General features: G+C 31.8%; 18 protein-coding genes. 3 read left to right on the top strand and 15 right to left on the bottom strand.

Annotation, left to right across the window (positions count from 1 at the left end):
* Window positions 1-215 precede the first annotated feature (215 nt).
* The 3 genes from FOF46_RS08420 to FOF46_RS08410 are packed head-to-tail and all read left to right on the top strand — an operon-like array spanning window position 216 to window position 6,040.
* Window positions 216-3,128: an Ig-like domain-containing protein gene (locus FOF46_RS08420; protein ID WP_143916148.1), complete on the top strand. Its 2,913-nt coding sequence runs from the start codon at window positions 216-218 to the stop codon at window positions 3,126-3,128.
* Between the two features lie 11 nt (window positions 3,129-3,139).
* Window positions 3,140-4,078, top strand: coding sequence for a PorP/SprF family type IX secretion system membrane protein (locus FOF46_RS08415; RefSeq protein ID WP_143916147.1), 939 nt, complete (start codon window positions 3,140-3,142; stop codon window positions 4,076-4,078).
* A 12-nt stretch (window positions 4,079-4,090) separates the two neighbouring features.
* Window positions 4,091-6,040 carry an OmpA family protein gene (locus FOF46_RS08410; protein ID WP_143916146.1) on the top strand — a complete coding sequence of 650 codons (1,950 nt, stop codon included), beginning with the start codon at window positions 4,091-4,093 and terminating at the stop codon, window positions 6,038-6,040.
* Window positions 6,041-6,056: 16 nt separating this feature from the next.
* Here the strand turns inward: FOF46_RS08410 and FOF46_RS08405 are convergent, their stop codons facing one another.
* From FOF46_RS08405 to FOF46_RS08345, 15 genes are all read right to left on the bottom strand, one after another.
* Complete coding sequence (locus FOF46_RS08405) at window positions 6,057-6,551, bottom strand: CAP domain-containing protein (protein WP_109439180.1); 495 nt, start codon at window positions 6,549-6,551, stop codon at window positions 6,057-6,059.
* A gap of 218 nt (window positions 6,552-6,769) precedes the next feature.
* On the bottom strand, window positions 6,770-8,422 hold the full coding sequence (recN, locus tag FOF46_RS08400) for a DNA repair protein RecN (protein WP_143916145.1): 1,653 nt from the start codon (window positions 8,420-8,422) through the stop codon (window positions 6,770-6,772).
* A gap of 148 nt (window positions 8,423-8,570) precedes the next feature.
* A complete protein-coding gene (gene porD / locus FOF46_RS08395) occupies window positions 8,571-9,455 on the bottom strand; it encodes a type IX secretion system protein PorD (protein WP_109439182.1) in 885 nt (294 codons plus the stop codon).
* Complete coding sequence (gene coaBC, locus FOF46_RS08390) at window positions 9,448-10,659, bottom strand: bifunctional phosphopantothenoylcysteine decarboxylase/phosphopantothenate--cysteine ligase CoaBC (RefSeq protein WP_143916144.1); 1,212 nt, start codon at window positions 10,657-10,659, stop codon at window positions 9,448-9,450. The genes porD and coaBC overlap by 8 nt, the downstream gene beginning before the upstream one ends.
* 4 nt (window positions 10,660-10,663) lie before the next feature.
* Entirely contained in the window at window positions 10,664-10,996 is a 333-nt protein-coding gene (locus tag FOF46_RS08385) for a DNA-directed RNA polymerase subunit omega (protein WP_109439184.1), read from the bottom strand.
* 15 nt (window positions 10,997-11,011) lie between these two features.
* Window positions 11,012-11,827: an outer membrane protein assembly factor BamD gene (locus tag FOF46_RS08380; protein ID WP_333924905.1), complete on the bottom strand. Its 816-nt coding sequence runs from the start codon at window positions 11,825-11,827 to the stop codon at window positions 11,012-11,014.
* Window positions 11,828-12,062: 235 nt separating this feature from the next.
* Window positions 12,063-12,992, bottom strand: a complete 930-nt coding sequence (locus tag FOF46_RS08375) for an ion channel (protein WP_143916143.1) — start codon at window positions 12,990-12,992, stop codon at window positions 12,063-12,065.
* Between the two features lie 14 nt (window positions 12,993-13,006).
* Window positions 13,007-13,879, bottom strand: a complete 873-nt coding sequence (gene dapA, locus FOF46_RS08370; RefSeq protein WP_143916142.1) for a 4-hydroxy-tetrahydrodipicolinate synthase — start codon at window positions 13,877-13,879, stop codon at window positions 13,007-13,009.
* 1 nt (window position 13,880) lies between these two features.
* Window positions 13,881-14,405 (bottom strand): DUF6913 domain-containing protein, encoded by a 525-nt coding sequence (locus FOF46_RS08365; RefSeq protein ID WP_235011046.1) that lies wholly within the window; start codon window positions 14,403-14,405, stop codon window positions 13,881-13,883.
* A gap of 133 nt (window positions 14,406-14,538) precedes the next feature.
* On the bottom strand, window positions 14,539-14,667 hold the full coding sequence (locus FOF46_RS32950) for a hypothetical protein (protein WP_255412255.1): 129 nt from the start codon (window positions 14,665-14,667) through the stop codon (window positions 14,539-14,541).
* A gap of 209 nt (window positions 14,668-14,876) precedes the next feature.
* Entirely contained in the window at window positions 14,877-15,404 is a 528-nt protein-coding gene (locus tag FOF46_RS32310) for a hypothetical protein (protein WP_208746763.1), read from the bottom strand.
* 956 nt (window positions 15,405-16,360) lie between these two features.
* Window positions 16,361-17,056 carry a hypothetical protein gene (locus tag FOF46_RS08360; protein ID WP_109439189.1) on the bottom strand — a complete coding sequence of 232 codons (696 nt, stop codon included), beginning with the start codon at window positions 17,054-17,056 and terminating at the stop codon, window positions 16,361-16,363.
* A gap of 151 nt (window positions 17,057-17,207) precedes the next feature.
* Entirely contained in the window at window positions 17,208-17,894 is a 687-nt protein-coding gene (locus FOF46_RS08355) for a lysoplasmalogenase family protein (protein ID WP_143916141.1), read from the bottom strand.
* Window positions 17,891-19,885, bottom strand: a complete 1,995-nt coding sequence (ligA, locus tag FOF46_RS08350; protein ID WP_143916140.1) for an NAD-dependent DNA ligase LigA — start codon at window positions 19,883-19,885, stop codon at window positions 17,891-17,893. The genes FOF46_RS08355 and ligA overlap by 4 nt, the downstream gene beginning before the upstream one ends.
* 121 nt (window positions 19,886-20,006) lie before the next feature.
* Window positions 20,007-20,597 (bottom strand): LOG family protein, encoded by a 591-nt coding sequence (locus FOF46_RS08345; RefSeq protein ID WP_143916139.1) that lies wholly within the window; start codon window positions 20,595-20,597, stop codon window positions 20,007-20,009.
* Window positions 20,598-20,707: the final 110 nt, after the last annotated feature.

Below are 20,707 nucleotides of genomic sequence, written 5' to 3'. Positions count from 1 at the left end.
TCAGATAAAACATCAATTCTTAGCATGAGTATGTACATCCAATCTTATATACAGAAGAAATTCTGCACATAAGATAAGCTTGCTAATTAAAATAATGTGATGAAAAAAAATTACTGAACTACTTATTATTATCGATTGTTTGTAATTTTTTTGAGATACTAAGACAACAAAAAAATGGGGATTTTCTTATAGTAAATCAATAAAAATGGGGGCCTATGAAAATTATTACTTTACTCTTCTTTCATAAGAAAATTATTTTATTTACTTGTGTTTTTACACTATTACACATCTCTTCATATGTTTACGGAGATACTATCCATAAGGATGAAAACAACTCATTAACCATAAGAGATTTAGGCTCAATTTCTGATCCTCCCAATCCACTTAGTCTTACGATAATCAAAATACAAGACGCCACATCTACTGGAATATGTTGTGATGGTAAAGCCAAAGCTATTGCTTCTGGAGGAAAACCAGGATACACATATCAATGGAGTGCTTCTGCCAATAACCAGACTACTGAAATTGCAACTCTTCTTACAAATCGAATACATAGCGTTACAGTAACAGATGCCAATGGTACCAAATTAACAAGAAGCATTGTTATACAATGTGTAAACCCTTGTCAAATTAAAACAACTAATGCGATAACAGATGTATTATGTACAGGCGATGCAACCGGAGCTATCGACCTTACAGTAAATGATGGGACTCCTCCTTATACTTTTGCATGGAATAACGGTTCTTCTAATGAAGATTTAACCAATGTAATTGCTGGCAGATACACTGTAACAATTACTGATGCCAATAACTGTGTAGTTAAAAACACTGCTATTATTTCTGAACCTCAAAAAGCTTTATCTGTTTCTATTGACTCCAAAACCGATATTGCATGCGAAGGTTTAGGTCAAATTACATCAAAAGGAACTGGAGGCACACCTCCTTATTCCTATTCCATAGATAATGGAGTCACTTATCAAGCTAATGAAACATTTTTAAATCTCCCTCAAGACAACTACACAGTAACCATTAAGGATGCTAACAATTGTACTTCTATAGCTTGTACAAAGATTTCATTTAATTGTACTCATGCTATAACAGACATCAATAATACTTTTGTGAATATTCCTGTCTCTGGAAATGTATTAACCAATGACTTTGATCTCGAAGGAGATACACAAACCGTAACCACACTTATTGTAACTACTACAGAAGGGATAGAGGTAGCTATAGAACCTAACACTGGAATATACACCTATACTCCTCCTATCGACTTTATTGGAGTTGACACTTTTGAATATACCATATGTGACAATGGTAGTCCGGTAGCTTGTGATACAGCAACTGTATATATTGAAGTACTTCCTAATGGAAATCCTAAAAACAACCCTCCTATTGCAAATCCAGATACGGCAATTACAGAAATCAATACGCCAGTAAACGGCAATGTACTTACTAATGATTTTGATCCTGATGGAGATCCAATCAAGGTAACAACCACTACAGTAACAACGCAGAAAAGTGTTATCGTAATCATCAATCCCGATACAGGAACATTTACTTACACACCTATTAATGGATATACCGGAGAGGATTCTTTTGAATACACCATATGTGACAATGGCAATCCCTCTTTATGCGACACCACAACGGTAACAATTACAATCATAAACAATCAAAACAACAGTACATTTGCAAATGATGATGCATATTTTATAGCTTGTGACAATATTTCAGATAATGTCCTGGATAATGATTTTGATCCTGAAGGAGATACCCAAATCGTTAATACAATTCCTGTAGACGATGTTGATAATGGCACTTTACAGCTCAATGCTAATGGAACTTTTATATACACTCCCAACATAGGATTCACAGGTACAGATAGTTTTATATATTCTGTTTGTGATGATAATACTCCTCTAGCTTGCGACCGAGCGACTGTATATTTCACTGTCTCAGACTTTACTCCTCCTGACCTAACTACCTGTAACATTGCAGATGAAATAATTGAATGTGATGGAGAGAATAATGAAACTATTGCTACTATTTGGAACTCGAATAATATCTTAGAATTAGAATCTTGTGTAACAAATATCTGCAATGAAGATTTCACTGGTAAAGTAACTTCAGATTATGATTTTAATAATCTAATTAGCACTTGTGGTCAAAGCGGAAGCATAGAAGTTACCTATACTATTACAGATAAAGATGGAGATGCAACAACACTTGTAGCAACCCTCACTCTCCTTGACACTACTCCTCCAAGCTTAACAAACTGTGAAGTAACCGATATAACTTTACCTTGCTCTACAATCGATATCGAAGAAACTGCAAGTCAATGGAATGCCGATAATATCGTTTTATTAGAAAGTTGTGCAAATGATAACTGTAATGCAAGCACAACTACAATAGTAACTTCTGACTATGATTTTGATAATCTAATTGATGAGACGCTATCTGTAGAATATACCATAACAGATGATTGTGGCAACACATCAACAATAAATGCCAAAATAACATTAGAAAATAACTCTGTAATTGTAAACGACAGAAGTTTATGTGCTCTCGATGAAGTAGAATCGCAAATTTTTGATCTATTTGATTTATTAGAAGGCGATGTTGACACTAGCGGAATCTGGGAAGTTACATCTGGAAACACCTCTGTAATTGATGACAATTTTTTTGATCCATTAACTATAGAGTTAGTAGATGAAGATGATTCGGAGACAGTAACATTTAGCTATACTATAGACAACTCTGTCTGCCCAATATTCCTTGAAGCAGAAATAGAAGTGCATAATAGATGCGCAGTACTAACTTGCGGAGGAGAAGGTGATATAAAAATTTCAAAAGTAATTACACCAAACGGAGATTCCTTTAATGAATATTTTTTAGTTAAAGGTGTCGAGGATTGCGGTTACACCATAGATGTAAAAATTATTAATCGTTGGGGAGCGATTATATACAAATCAAGTGATTATCAAAATGATTGGAATGGAATAGCAAACCAATCTTCTGTGGGATCTGCAAATCAGATTCCTAGCGGTACATACTATTGTATTGTAACTTTAATTGATAGCGGCTTAAAACCATTTAGTAGTCCATTATATATCGGAACTAGATAAACAAATAATCCATGAGGGGGGTAAAAAATAAAATAACATTACTAATACTATGTATTAGTTCGATCGGATATACACAACAACTACCGCAGTTCACGCAGTATATGTTTAACACTATATCTATAAATCCAGCCTATGCCGGTAGTAGAAAAACACTAAGTATTGTAGGATTACACAGAAACCAATGGACAGGAATACAAAGAGGACCAGAAACTCAAACATTATCAGTTCATTCTCCATTGAGAAATGATAAAATCGGAATTGGATTATCTGTCATAAGGGATGCTCCTGGTTTTGAAAACTACCTATATATTTATGGTGATTTTTCATATTCTATTAATATCACAGAGACAACAAAATTAGCTTTCGGATTTAAAGGAGGAGTTACACATTATAACCTGGATCAAGAGTTTTTAAACGATCCTGATGTTACTCAAGACCCTTTCTTCGGAAATTATGCTAATCGATTGAATCCAAATATTGGTGCTGGATTATATTTAAATTCGAATGCGTGGTATGTAGGACTTTCTGCTCCCCGAATATTAAACACCGATAATAATCGCACTACTGAAACTACTTCTGTAGAATACGTTGCACTAGAACGTGTGAGCTATTATTTTACTGGAGGATATGTGTTTGACCTTAGCACAAATGCAAAATTAAAGCCATCGATTTTATTGAAAGCTACCAACGGAGCGCCCCTTTCGATGGATGTAAACGCAAATGTTCTTCTCTATAATAAATTATGGCTCGGAGGTTCTTATAGATATAATAAAGACACTGCTTCAGTAGGTGCTTTAGCAGATTTTCAAATAACAAAACAATTTAGAGTTGGTTATGCTTATGAACATTTTATTTCTGACCTGAGACCATATATAGGAGCTACTCATGAAATATTACTCATGTATGAACTGTTTAACGAAAAACGTGTTAGATCCCCAAGATTCTTTTAAGCTTATATCTATATGAAAAATAGAATCCTTTTAATTTTAATCTTCTTTTTTAGCACTTTTATTTATGCTCAAAAATCAAAAGTAGCCGACAAATTTTTTAAGGATTTTGCTTATCTCAAAGCAAAAGAATTATATAAAGATGCATTAAAAAAAGAAGATAGTACTAAACATATTCTATCCAGAATTGGTGATTGCTATTACAACAATTCAAACTCAGAACAAGCATACTTTTGGTATAATAAAGCGATTAGCAAGTACAAGGATATTGCTCCTGAATATATTTATAAGTACATACAAACTTTAAGAAGTTTAGGCCATTTTGACGAAGCAAATAATTGGCTAAAAAAACTTAAAGCACATCAAAAAAATAGCAGACGTCTAAAAGGTTCTGAAGATATAACACTCGAAAAATTTCAAGAATTGTCCAGCACAAAAGACAAGTATATTCGTATTGTAAATCTAAGTTCAAATAGTAAATATTCTGATTTTGGAGGATATGAAAGAAATGGAAGCCTATATTTCTCTTCATCAAGAGCAAACGACAGTCTTTTTGGAAAACAAAAAATTTATAAGTGGAATGGGGAACCTTATTTAAATATTTATCAATCAACAATTGAACGAATTGATTCAACCCTTGTGATTAGCAATATAACTCCCATTACCTCAGATAAAATAAATTTAAAGAATGAACACGAGGGAGCTTTAGCAATAACAAATGATGGAAAAACGCTATACTTTACAAGAAATAATATTAATAAAAGAAAAAAAGCATCATATGACAAAGAAGGTAACTCTAACCTAAAACTCTATAGAGCTAAACTTCGAAATCGTCTATGGACAGATATTGAGGAGCTGCCTTTTAATGGTAAAACTTTTTCTACCGGACATCCAGCCTTAAGTCCTGATGAGAAGACCTTATATTTTGTTTCAAACAGAGAAGGAGGTTATGGTCAGTCAGATATATACAAAGTTGCTATCAATACTGATGGCACATTTGGAAATATTGAAAACTTAGGTGATAGAATTAATACAGAAGGGCGAGAGGTCTTCCCTTTTGTAGCAAAAGACTCTACATTATATTTCTCTTCAGATAGTCATATAAACTTAGGCCTTTTAGATATTTATAAATCTGATATACTAAAAAAGGACATAGATGAAGATATAGAAATCAAAAATCTTGGGGCACCCTTTAATAGTGGTTATGATGATTTTGCATTTTTTTCCAATCCAACCGGGGATTCTGGTTATTTCTCATCCAATAGAACTGGCGGTATAGGAAGTGATGATATTTACACTTTTGATCGATACGAGTGCATGCAAATTTTAACCGGCATCACATATGATAAAAACACATCAGAACCTCTTCCTGAAGTTACAGTACAGATTATTGATCAAACAGGTAAAATTATTAGTTCTACGCTATCAAACAAAAATGGTGAATATACTTTTGAAGAAATACCATGTGGAAAAACGTTTTCCATTTTTGCTACAAAAGCTAATTATAAACCTGATTCCAAAGAATTCTCAACAACAACCAAAAACAAAGATAAAACTGAAATAGATTTATATTTAACCCCCTTAATTATAAACAAGGAAATTGTAATCAATCCTATCTTCTTTGATTTTGACAAATATGAAATTCGTACTGATGCCGCGTATGAATTAGAGAATATTGTTAGTGTAATGAAAGAAAACTCAAAAATGATTATAAAAATTGAATCCCATACAGATAGTCGTGGTGCAGATAGATACAATCTAAAACTATCCCAAAGACGTGCCAAATCCACTAGAGATTATATTATATCCAGAGGAATTAATACAGAACGAATTCCTAGTTTTGTAGGTTATGGCGAATCACAATTATTAAATAAATGTGGTAAAGGTTATGACAGACAGTGTACTGAAAAAGATCATGAAGAAAATAGACGTTCGGCTTTTTTAATACTCAATGATTATAAATAATCTAGATAGTATTTTTTTATTTTTTAATAAAAATATTTGTAAAATACATAACCCCATCCTCATTTTGCTCTGCTGAAATGTCAAAATTCGTAAAATCACCTTCTATTGTTTCTCTATGGCTATCGCTTTTTATCCATGCATTGACTACAGATTCTGCTGAAGAATATCCATAACCAACATTCTCGGCAACAGAATTTGCTCCTGCATTTGTAAGGAGATATGATTTACGAGCATGAAAGTAATCATGAGAAATTTGATTTTCTTTAATCATATACTCAGTATGACTATATGCTTGTGATTTCACAATATCCAAGGTCTCCAGAACAGATAATCCAATAGATGCTCTGTAATTATTTATACGCTCTAAAATTTCAACCTCAATGGATTTTACTTCTGGAACAGTAAACTCTTTGATAGGAGAATTTAAATCATCATCAACATTTTCTGAGGAACACGAAAAAAATAACATTACCATGCAAGCAATGTAGATTACTCTAATAGGTGATTTCATAATTTGGGGGTTTGTAGATTTGGGAACTACGCTTGCAAACTACAAAATAAATAGAGACAAATAGTGGGCATACTGTTAAAATCGATAAAAAACAATCATTTCATCGGTTTATTCTGCAAATAATCGATGAAATACACGAGCCAAAGTTTTAAAAACCTGTTTTTTAACCAATTAAGAACATGTTTTTTCATATTCAGCTTAATCTAATACTATTAACTTTACTGTATCAACGCTTTTGCATGAGTCAATGCCGAATCAGAAATATCTTTTCCTCCTATCATTTCGGCAATTTCTCTTATTCGCTCCTCCTTGCTTAATAATTTAAGCTGTGTAATTGTAGAATTATTAAGGTCTTCTTTGTAAACTTTGTAGTGACTTTGTCCTTTGGCTGCGATCTGAGGTAAATGAGTAATACTAAAAACCTGAAGATTTTTACTCATATTCATCATCAAATCTGCCATTTTATGCGCTATTTCACCAGAAACTCCTGTATCTATCTCATCAAAAATAATAGTAGGCAATTGAGCGTATCTAGAAAGAATTGACTTAATTGCAATCATTATTCTTGATAACTCCCCGCCTGAAGCCACTTTTTTAAGTTCTCCAAACGCCCCTCCTTTATTAGCAGAAAATAGAAATGTTAAGAGTTCTTTTCCATTAGTTAAATATTTATCCTGTAATTCTAGAGAAGCTTGAAAAGTAGCATTAGACATCCCTAAGGCTTTAAGAATATCCTCTAATTCTTTTATCAGCTTAGGAAGTGCTTTATTTCGTTTCTCATGAATCTTCTCTGCTACTTTATCCAGCTGAGCTTGAACAACTAGTATCTCTTCTTTAATTTTTTCTATATCTTCAGTAAGTGATTCTGTTTTAGCTACTTTTTCCTGCAACACCTCTGTCAAACTAATTAATTCATTGATACCAGAGGCATTATGTTTTATCTGTAAATTATGCAACAACTGTAATCGTTCACTTGCTGCTTGCAATTGTTGAGGATCTGCTTCAAGCTTATCAAATTCATCTCGCAACGAAGCATATATATCTTCCAATTCTATATATACACTATCGATTCGTCCTGATAGCTCTTTTAAAGAACCAGAATATGATTCTATTTTTGATAGATTAGCCTTAATCGTATTTAATTGATCAGATACCCCAACCTCTTCTGAAGAAACTATAGCAATCGAACCGGATAATCGTTCTTGAATTTCTTCTATATTGTTTAGCCGTTCATATTGCGTTTCTAGCTCTTCTAACTCATCAGGTTTTAATTTTGCTTCTTTCAATTCTTTGAGTAAAAAAGCATTATATTCATACTCTTTGGTAAATTCTTCTTGACTAGCAATAAGCGTATGTACCTCTTTTTCTTTTTCTTTTAATAGCTTAAGTCCTCTTTTGTATGATTCTATTTCTCGATCTGCTCCTGACAAGGCATCCAAAACTTCAAATTGAAAATCGTTTGTAGTGACCTCTAAAGTTTGATGTTGACTATGTATATCTATCAATCTTACTCCTAGTGAAGCAAGGGATTGCAGAGTAACAGGTGTATCATTTATAAAAGCTCTTGATTTACCTGAAGGTAATATTTCTCGTCTTATTATAGTCTCATCTTCATAATCAAGTTCTTCTTTTTCAAAAAAAGATTTTAGATTATACTTTGCTACAGAAAACACGCCTTCTATTACACATTTTTGAGAACTATCTTTAACACTATTTAAATCTGCTCTTTTACCAAGAAGTAATCCTAAAGCACCAAGTAATAAAGATTTACCGGCTCCAGTTTCTCCAGTAATAGTTATCAAACCAGAATCAAAAGATACCTGTAGTTGTTCTATTAACGCAAAGTTTTTTATCGAAAGACCTTTAAGCAAGGGATAGAAATATTTATTGTTTTAAAAAAGTAAAGATACTATAGTTTTTAAAAAAAACATCTGTTGCTTTTATTTTTTTAAACGGACAAAATTTGTAACATAATTATCAAAAACACCTGAAGTAAACCCAACAAAAATAAAAGTATTCTTAGAATTTAATTTCTTTCCAATTATCTCCATAAGTAGGAGCAATTTTATTGAGTATCTGAATTGTTTCGGCAATATTTACAGAAGGCCCACCGGAAAGAACGCTTGCTATTTCATCTGCTTTGGCATCAAAAAACACTCGCATTATATATGAATTTGGCCTGGTATTATGAACATCTTCCAACGACTTCATTGCTTCAGTAATTGTTTTTTTACCTTCTTTTAAATTATTATGCATTACATCCAGCCCTTCTCTATGATAAGTATACATCGCTTTCCTATACCCTTCATACGTATTAGACAGAAGATCATCGTTAAGCCTAAATCTATTAGGGTTTTGTTCTCGTTGCCACCCCAACGTATTACTACTTTGCGCATTTCCTACGATATTTTTTGCTTCTTCGTAATACGATGTACCACTATTCATTTCAAAAGTATCTGCATCCACCCCCAAAATAGTATATAAATAAAATGCAACAACAGAAATCAGATTAGATTCAAAATTATTTGGATTATAGTTTAGTGGCTGAAATTCTAGATAATTAAAACTAAACTGCTTATCATTAACATTAAAAATAGTAGTTGAATAATTGGATCCAAATACAGGGCGTGAAGCTTGCACCTGAACAGTTGCTGTAAAAGCATCATTATCATATCCTACTATTGTGACAAAAAAGCTACAATTAATGCGTTCTTCTGTACGATAATCTACATCTGTCCATTTTGTATTGTTAATAAATTCTGTTAGTGAACGCTCCAAAGTTTTAAACACTTGTAAATTTGGATTCCCCGTTTGCTCGGCATTAACTACTACTGTAGCATTAAATTCCTGGGCATTAGCTCCAAAACTTACTATAAGCGCGATAACAAGGAACAGTCTATTCATTTTTTAGCGTATTAATTTCATTGAATATATCTTGAGCAACCTCTGACTTTGTTTTTAGATCAAACGCTTTAATCCCTAATTTATGATTAATCAGAGTCACTTTATTTGTTTGCCCTTTAAAACCAGCCCCTTTATCATTAAGAGAATTAAGAACAATCAAATCTAAGTTTTTATTTTTTAATTTACTTTTTGCATTCTCTTCTTCATTTTCAGTCTCTAACGCAAAACCTACCAAAAACTGGTGTTTCTTTTCTGTTCCCATCCATTTAAGGATATCATTTGTTCTCTCTAATTCAATAGAAAATGCAGTATCTTTCTTTTTAATTTTTTGATTTGATATATTTTTAGGTCTATAATCTGCAACAGCAGCCGACGCAATAGCTATATCTGAAGTCTCATATTCTAACATCACCGCTTCATACATATCTTTTGCGCTGATTACATTAATCACTCTGATTAAGCTATGATTAACAGAAAGTGAGGATGGTCCTAAAACCAAACACACCTGAGCCCCAAGATTAGCAGCTACATTAGCCAATTCGATTCCCATTCTGCCACTGGAATGATTTCCAATGAATCGAACCGGATCAATTGCTTCATAGGTTGGCCCAGCAGTAATAAGAACTTTTTTTCCTTCTAACGGAAGCTTTCCTAAAATATCTTTTTCTATAAATTTAACGATAGTATCTGGTTCTGCCATACGTCCTTGTCCAACTAACCCACTAGCTAATTCTCCCGACTCTGCAGGAATCATAATATTACCAAATTCTTGTAATTTTTTGAAAGTTTGATGTGTAGATGGATGATTATACATATCTAAATCCATCGCTGGCGCAAAATACACAGGACACTTTGCAGATAAGTAAGTAGCTAGTAATAAATTATCACTATTTCCTGTTGCCATTTTAGACATCGTATTAGCTGTAGCTGGAGCTACCAACATCAAATCAGCCCATAAACCAAAATCGACATGATTATTCCATTCTGCATTTTCATCTTCTTCATTAAAGAAAGATGAATACACAGGGTTTTTGGATAATGTAGATAAGGTTAGCGGAGTCACAAAGTCCTTAGATGCAGGGGTCATAATAACCTTTACCTCTGCTCCGGCTTTAATAAACAAACGAACTAAGCTAGCTGTTTTATAGGCTGCAATACCAGCGGTTACACCAATTAAAATCTTTTTACCGCTTAAAATTGACATAGATTTATAAAGATTCTGTGTCTGCCTTTGTATTTCTATGATAAATCTTACCTTCTAACCATTCTTGTACAGCTAATGCATGTGGCTTTGGTAATCTTTCATAAAACTTAGAAACTTCTATTTGTTCTTTATTCTCAAAGATTTCTTCTAAGCTATCATTATAAGTAGCAAATTCATCCAATTTCTCAAGAAGTTCTTTCTTGATATCTGTATTGATTTGTGTTGCTCTTTTTGATATAACCGAAATCGCTTCATAGATATTATCTGTTGGTTGATCTATACGGTTTTTATCGATAGTAGTTGTGTTTACCGGCGCATTACTTTTTTTCAAATCCATCTTCTACTTTATTTTCTATTTGAATTGTTCTAATCTTGATTTTATATCTTCTCCTATCTCATCTGCCTTTTCAATATATTCACCTTCAGTTTTATAATACTTCTTATAGTTATTATAATACCCTTGAGCTACTGTAAGTCTCTCTTTTACTAAGCTTTGATAACTTCCTATAGCAAGAAGGTATTCAGATTCTAACTTGTAATATAATACTTTTTCTCTAAAAGAAGAACCTGGATAATCAACCAAATAATTATCAAATGCTGCAATAGCAACTTTATAATCTTCGCGATGATGATTTTGTTTTGCTATTTCATATGCTTTTTTCTCCTTCTTAGTTCTAAGCTCAGCCACTAAAGCATTAGCCTCTTTTAATCTTTCACTATCAGGATACGTATTTATATATGCCTGAAGTTTTTCGAGTGCCTTATCAGTATCTTCTTGATCCAAACTATATCTGGGAGATAATTCATAATAACTTTTTGCTCCTTTATATGATGCATCTTCCCTTTTTTGACTTTTAGGATAAGACTTTGCAAATCTCTCAAATTGATATCCCGCAAGATAAAAATCTTCTAACTGATAGTATGTATCAGCATAATAGTACATTATTCTTTCTGCTTGTGGCTTGCCTCGATATTGAGGTACAATCTGTTCGAATAAACGCAAAGCTTTCTTGTACTTCTCTTTTTTGTACAATTCTTCGGCAGTTTTATATTTTGCAGCTAAATCTTCACCTCTAAGCACCTTTTGATACTCACTACAAGACCCTAAAAATAATACAAAAACAAATAAATACAATAATCTCATCATAGCTAAAAAAACATCTGGCAAAAGTATATATTTCTGCCGTATTACAAAAACTTTAATTCATCAATTCATCTATCCTCATATATTGTTCTTTAATTTTGGATAGAATTGCTCAAAATATATCTAAGTTTACTGTAAACTTAACAATTTTGACTTATTTCAATAACTATATAATTAAAGCTTTGTTGCAGAATTAAGTTTATTCACTCTCTATTTTAGAACATTTAGATTCATCCATATCCTTTTGAAGGACAATTTTCTATTTATGTGCTGTATTATTTATGGTTTTATCAAGATTATTATGGTCAAGAATAGTATACCCTTCATCATCATAATAGAATGCAGAAACAAAATTTTGCCCCTGTATTACATCTTTTAGTTCGTATGAATGCACTTGATGCACTTCTTGAGCAAAAGATTCATCATAATAACTTACAAGAATAAGAATTTCTCCGTTTAATTCTGGCAGTTGTTTTCTTTCAAATTTTGCTAATGGACTCAACTTATCTATTGGATGAACTATAGTCCAAGTTGTAGGTAAATAGGTAATAGAATCTCGTTCTAATTTTAATTTATAAAAACTGTTTACATACTCCCCTTCTTTATCTTCTTGAGACAAAGCTAGCGTTGCTTCTATTTTGGGCCGAATCATTACATTAGTACTTCTACTCATCAATCTAAACATAATAGAATATACTTCATTGTGTTCTCGAAGAACTATAGTGTTACTAAATCTAATATTGGCTCTAGGCTTAGAGAATCTACCATATAACAATCCTGTAATAAATGAAAAACTCAGTAATCCTATAAGCGCTTCAAAAGAAGATATAATTCCAAAAAGCAATCCTTTTGGAGCCATAGCTCCATAACCAACAGTAGTAATTGTTTGTGCCGAAAAAAAGAATGCTTTTAAAAAATCTCTAAAAAAATTACCTGTCGGATCCGCAATATTAGAAATTCCAAATAGAGTATAAATAAGTGCAAATATAGAATTGATCAAAGTATACCCTAGTACTACCCAAAGAAAGAATTTTGTCCAACTAATACTAATTAAGTAATTATAACTCTCTGATAAAGAACTAGGTCTATTGACATGTTTTATATTAAAAGATCCATCTTGATTTATAAATCGTTTGGCGTGTTTATTTGAGGACTTACCTATTCCCGGATCTTTTATTCTTTTAGCCATTACTATGAAAACTATTAATCTTCAATATACTCTTTTATTTTATGAGATAAGCTTTGTGATACTTTTACTAATGGTAAACGCACATAATCATCGCATACTCCTTTTACCTTCAAAACATGCTTTATTCCGGCAGGGTTTCCTTCTTCAAAAGCATAATCCAGAACCGGTAAAAGTTGATATAAAATATCAAAAGCTTTTTTTGTTTCTCCAGACAACCCTAATCGTATCATTTCTGAAAAAGATTCTGGAAACCCCTGTCCCACTACACTAATAACACCATCCCCTCCAGCAGCAACAGCTGGTAAAGCCAGAGCATCATCTCCAGAAATTACAAGAAAGTTTTTTGGTTTATCTTTGATAATCTTCAACACCTGTGTAAAATCACCAACAGCCTCTTTAATACCAATAATATTATCTAATTGAGCCAAACGCAATGTTGTGTCTGCTGTCATATTTGTTCCTGTTCGAGAAGGCACATTATACAGCAATACTGGTAATTTTGCCGCATCGTTTATAGCCTTATAGTGTTGATAAATCCCTTCTTGAGTTGGTCGATTATACATAGGAACAACAGAAAGAATCGCATCAAATTCTGAAACATTAACCTCTTTCATTTCATCAAGAATAGCTGAAGTATTATTACCTCCCACACCAATTACCAGAGGAAGTCTTTTATTATTCACTTCTATGATATGAGTTATTAAACTCTTCTTTTCTTCTTTGGTTAAAGTAACCGATTCTGCAGTAGTTCCTAAAACCACTAAATACTCTACTTTACCTTCTATACAAAAATTAACAAGAGAAGTTACTCCTTGATAATCTATTGAACCATCTATATTAAAAGGAGTAGCTAATGCTACACCTGTCCCTCTAAGAAAAGTACTCATACTATATAATCTGTAAAATTTTTAAATATTTCTTAAGCTCTGATATAAAAAGGTTAGCATCATCGGTTGTAGCTCCAATAATTAAATCATTGATTCGATTATCCACATCTGCAAAACCTACTTTTAATTTGGCTTTGGAAGCAGCTGCAACATAATTTAATTCCATTTTATCTTTTCCATAAAAATTAATCAAAACATCATAATCTTTATTTATGAATTCTTGCAAAGATCTACTTTTTACTGCCCCATTAACTCCAAAACTTTTGTCATTATAATAAGCCGTATCCTTATCATCTTCAATATCTTTTTGATCTTCTTTGTACCCCATTACTTTAAGCGCCCCAGAACTAACTCCTAATTCGTTAGCTAGTTTCAATAATGAAATAATATTGATAGAATGCGACGCATCTATAAGAACTGCTAGTGTCTTAAGATTAGAAATACTTCTAGATTCAGCATCTCTTTTCTTTAGATGAGCATCGATACTTTTCTTTATTGCATTTCTTTTAAGACCCTTTAAAATCATTTATTAAAAAAATTAATAAGCCACAAATGTAGCTATTTTACAGTTTACAATCATCTATGAAGATATAAGAAAAATCAAAAACTAAATCATCCCAGAATATCTATATCTATCCATCAGTTTTTCTTTTATGTTTTTACCAAAATACCAAGTCACACAACTCAAAAGGAACAACCTGAATTTCAATACGATATAAAACCTTATATCGTTCTACAGAAAATAAAGATTCAAAATCTCTCGAATATCCAATTAAATCGATTCCCAAATAGCCCCCATTTTTTTCGATTAAAATAACCTGATCTTTAAACGGTAAAATGATTCCTATTGTTGTAGCATGTTTTTTTTGAACACTACCCTCTTCTTTTATTATTCTTTATCAAAGTCTTTAATTAGTGATATTGAAGCCTAAAAATATTTACGAATATAAATTATAAACACCAGATAAAAACTTTGATTTATCCAGAAGAAACAATTTTAAAAATGCCCCTCCTCTTTTGACGATGAATCTATGCGCTTTGTTTCAATAAAAAAACTTACAAAAAAGTAAATCCCCCCTATTTCTGCGATATTAATAAGCACGGTAAATACCCTATTATAAAAATAAAATTCATTTATAGCCAAGAGAAAATCCACAAACAAAGTACAACATGTAGCTATAAAAAGGTAAATTGATTTTTCATAACGATCGGACAAATAAATAAAAAAACTTACCCCAGAGAATAAAAGTGCACTAACTATTATTAATACTGTAGCTTTAATATCATTTATAATCTTAGGCAACACCAATTCGGTTACAGAAAATATTAAATATGCAATTAATAGAGTACTAATTATCACCGGAGGAGAAAACAACATACTTAATTTAACATCTTTCTTATTAACATAGCGCTTTAACATGAGTATGCACAAGACATAAAACAAAGCAATAAGTATAGAGATAAGAATATAATACTTTACAAAATCTACATATATTAAAATATCAGTGACAGCAATAATGACCATACTTAAAGGAAATAGAAAACGTATCCTTTTTACTGATTTTAAATACAACAAAACCAACGACAAAGGAACAAATGGCTTTACATAAATCAACAACCATTTATCAAGAAAAACGGCGACCCATATAACCATCAAGAAAGTGAGACAGAAGAACAAATATGTAATGCTTGTTTTTTTCAAGAATATTTAAAAAAATTACACTTCAACTACTAGATATTTATTTCCTTAATGCTTTCCTCTTAGAAATAATCATCATTTACCGGAACTAAATTCTGCTGTTCTATGAAAAACTTAATTAAGAAAAATTGACCCGAAATCTGTAATAGGTTTATTATTAACACAAACACCTCTAAAGAAACATAAAGGTTATCAAGTGCTGTAACTATATTCACTATTAAAAAGCAGGAAGCAGCAACCATTAAGGAAGAACTGATAATTGTTTTACTATTTAAATAAATATAATAGCAAAGCCCTATAAAAGAAGTAAAACAAGCTATTAATACAAAAAGATAGAACTTATGATCGTATACTTGAGGTAAAATTAAATCTGCGACAGAAAACAGAACATACATGATAAGCAACATAGTTATTATCAATTGAACCGTGAAAATTTTCTTGAATTGAACCTTTATCTTTTTTAAACTTTTCCAAAGTAAAATGATATTAAGTATATAGTATACTGAAAGTAAAATGTTAAGAATTCTAAAGTAACGGATAAAATCTTTACTAGTTAAAATCTCCAAGACCATAATTAATAGCATTGTAAATATAACCAAGTAATTTTTTCGTTTTGCTTTTATCAGATATAAAATACACAGTGAAATAATCACAGAAGGCTTAAAGAAAATGATCAATTTCTCCGCAAAAATTGACACAATCAAAGTAAGTATTCCTGTTAGGTAGAATAATCGGTATGTTAGTTTCTCTGTCATCAATACTTAATTCTTTCGTATTAAACATCAAAAACCTTCAAACTCTTCAGCCTTAAGAATCAAAGATTTTGTTATCATATAATGTACTAAAAAAACGAGAGCAATGGGTTCACATATCAACATAAGTAACTTAAGCTCAAAAGACTCAAGATAAAACCTATCTATTAAGAACATGAAATTACCAAATGCAAAATTTAACATCGATAAAAAAAACCAAAGTGATTTTTCTGATCTTATATTAATATAATGCATTGCTCCTATTATGAGCAACATATAAATTAGTAATAAATAAAGAAACCCTAGTATTTTGAGTTCTCCCATAGGTTCTTCTAGCTCCATATATGCTATGAAAAATATAACAGTATATAAAGAACTACCTAGCACCAATGTAAAGACATCCCTTCTATTGTACTTAAATGACTTATGATTATAATACAAGAAGTAAAACATTAGAACATAAGCAATCATATGTCCTATTATTTGAAATTTAACAACTTCTTCAATTTCACAAAAAACAATCAATTCTCGTATAAAGAAGATCAACAGAATGATTACCTTATACACCTGTACCTGTCTAGTACTTATGAAATAAAGTGTGATTATTGATATCAAAAGAAGTATGCTACTGTATGTGTTTAAAAACTCATTTTCAAACACAAAACCAAGCACTTGTAAGATAATCAAAAAAGAAATTAAAAGCTTTAGTAGTTTCTCTCCATTCATTAACTATATTTTGTGCTTGAAATTTGACTTTTTTTAAATCCAAACACTTTGTTATACAATCATTTTTTTCCCTTACACAATATACTAAATTTTACAAGAACAAAAATTTTGGGAAAAATCAAACAAAAAAAGACTCTACACAACACCTTAATTAAAGCTTATTTAATTTTAACGGAGCTGGACTTGCTATTTGAAATTGTACTAAAAAGAAAACGGCCAATAACTGATAAATAGAATTTATAATTTCAAATTCTATAGAAGAAATATAAAACTTATCCAAAGCAAAACAGGAATCACTTATAACAAAATTGAGTATCGCGATCAAAAACCATAATGACTTAGTAGATCTAATATTGACATACTGAAAAACAGCACCTATAAATAAAAAATACAATATTAATAAATACGTTAGTCCATAAAATTTAATCCCACCCATTGATCCTTCAATAGCTTCATAAATCTCATATACGATAAGAGTCCAGGCAACCCAGAAAACACTTAAATAAACAACATCCGTTGTGCCATAGTCTATCGGTTTATAGTTTTTATATAAAAAAAAGAACAATAACAAGTAACACACACTATAGCTCATCAAAACATACATAAAGCTATTCTCCACATCTGTCAACAAAAATATATCTCCTAAAAAACAAAGCAATAAAACCATTAAAAACAAAACATCTATCTTCTTTGTATTAAACCAATACAGCATAAAAAATAATGGCACCGTCGTAGGTTTTATATAGAATTCTAAAACCGGCCATTGCATAGCTGTACTTAACACGCAAAGTCCCCCCGTTATAATTAATAATATTTTAATGAGGGTTCTTGTTTTCATGATAATTTACCAAGAAATTCGTCTTCGCTAATAATAGGAACTTCTAATTTTTTTGCTTTTTCTAATTTACTTGGTCCCATATTGGCACCGGCAACAATAAAAGAAGTTTTAGAAGAGATAGAACTTGACACTTTACCTCCATTATCTTCAATTAGCTTTTTAAGCTCATTACGAGATACTTTTTCAAACACTCCTGAAACCACGAATGTCTGACCCTGTAACGTATCTGTTTGATTTGCCAGTTTTTCTGCAGAAACCTCTAACTGAACACCATATTGTTGTAATCTAGTAACCAATGCCTTATTTTCATCAGATGCAAAAAATTCTATAACACTCTGAGCTATTTTAATTCCTATCTCATCAACATTTACTAGTTCTTCTTCTGATGCTGCAATAATACCATCAATAAACTTATAATGTTTGGCTAACTTCTTTGCCACTGTTTCTCCTACATATCGAATTCCTAAGGCGAATAGAACACGTTCAAAAGGAATTTCTTTAGACTTTTCTATTCCCACAATAAGGTTTTCGGCACTCTTCTCTGCCATTCTTTCCAGCGGAATTACCTGTTCCTTTTTTAACTCATAGAGATCAGCATAATTAGCAATCAGACCTTCATTTACTAGCAGTGCCACCGTTTCTCCTCCTAATCCTTCTATATCCATCGCTTTACGCGAAATATAATGTTGTATGCGACCAATAATCTGTGGAGGGCAACCTGCATAATTAGGACAGTAATGCTGCGCTTCTCCGTCCTTACGAATAAGTTCTGTTTGACATTCTGGACATTCTGTTATATAAACCGTAGGTTCTGAAGCCTGATCTCTTTTTTGAAAATCAACAGCTATTATTTTCGGAATAATCTCTCCTCCTTTTTCTACAAAAACAGTATCTCCTACCCGAATATCCAATTTCTCTATCTGATCTGCGTTATGCAATGAAGCTCTTTTCACTGTGGTTCCCGCAAGAGCCACAGGTTCAAGATTAGCTACTGGTGTAATTGCACCTGTTCTCCCTACCTGATATGTTATCTCATGAAGTATTGTTGAAGCTTGTTCTGCTTTAAATTTATATGCCATTGCCCATCTTGGGGCTTTTGCTGTAAAACCTAATTCTTCTTGTTGCTGAAGATCATTTACCTTAATAACCACACCATCAGTTTCATATGGCAGATCATGACGATGCTCATCCCAATACCCAATAAAATCCAACACTTCATCGATTGAACCTACCCATTTGGATTCTGCTGGAACTTTAAACCCCCAATCTCTTGCTTTTTCCAAACTTTGAAACTGAGACGCTATCCCTAATCTATTTCCCGTGATATTATACAACAAACAATCTAGCGGACGCTTAGCAGTCTCACTACTATCTTGTAGTTTAAGACTACCAGAAGCTGTATTTCTAGGGTTTGCATATGGTTCTTCTCCTGCTGCAATTCGTTCCTGATTCATTTTGGCAAAACCTTCATACGGCAAAACAATTTCACCACGTATATCAAATTTTGGAGGAAAATCACCTTTTAATTTTAGCGGTACAGAATTAATGGTTTTCACATTTGTAGTCACATTATCTCCTTGAATACCATCTCCTCTTGTTACAGCCCTAATCAGTTTCCCTTCCTCATACGTGAGGCTTATAGAAGCTCCATCATACTTAAGTTCACATGTATAACTAACTTCTCCATCAACTAATTTTTTAATACGTTTTTCCCAGTCTAGCAAATCTTCTTTAGAATATGAATTATCTAATGAATACATTCGATATTCATGTACTACAGTCTCAAAATTCTTAGTCACCTCCCCTCCAACTCTAAGTGTTGGAGAATTAGGATCATAAAACTCTGGATGATTTTCTTCTAATTCTTGTAATGCTTTGAGTTTCATATCAAACTCATAATCACTTATCACTGCAGCATCTAATACGTAATAATTATAATTATGTTTTCTTAGCTCTTCTCTTAGTTGATTAATTTGTTGTTCTGTATTCATCTGTATTATATATATCGTTCAATAGTCAAATCCAACCTTCGACTACTAAAACAATCATTCCCCTTTTACAAGTATTCTTTTAAATTACTAAATTTTATCTATATAGTATCTATTTCAGATTTTATGTCCTTTCTGGTTTTAACCATTTTGGAACTTCTGTCGATTTAAAATTCCTCATCTTATCTAATAGCCTATCAATATCATCTTCTACTATAAGAAGTTCGTAGTTTTCCATTTTTAAAAAACCTCTTCGAACCATATTCTCTAAAAGCCCTAGTAAATCATTATAAAATCCTGAAACATTTAATAGGCCTATTGGTTTTTGATGCAGACCAAGCTGAGCCCAAGTGATAATTTCAAACAATTCTTCTAATGTTCCAAACCCACCTGGTAATGTAATAAACCCATCACTAAATTCTTGCATTTTCATTTTCCGTTGATGCATATTCTCTGTAGTATACAACTCTGTTAAACCAAGGTGAACCACTTCTTTTAGTTTCAAAAACTCGGGAATTATCCCAACTACCTTTCCTTTATTAGTAAGAGCACCTTCTGCTATTTTACCCATAATTCCTATTTTGGCAGCTCCATACACCAGAGTAATATTTTGTAAAGCCATTTTTTCTCCTAATAAAAATGCTTCAGAAATAACTTTAGTATCATTACCCTCACTACTTCCACAAAATACACAAATTGAATTAAGATTATTCATACATTTATACCTTTTAAATTCTCAAAAAAGAATCTCTACAAATCTTATAATTTCTATTAAAAATCCCAGATTTGTATTTTCTTATTTATGTCGGCCAATTTAACATCTTC

It is taken from the genome of Aquimarina algiphila (assembly GCF_007489275.1).
Taxonomy (GTDB): Bacteria; Bacteroidota; Bacteroidia; order Flavobacteriales; family Flavobacteriaceae; genus Aquimarina; species Aquimarina algiphila.
This window is presented reverse-complemented; position numbering and strand designations above follow the sequence as displayed.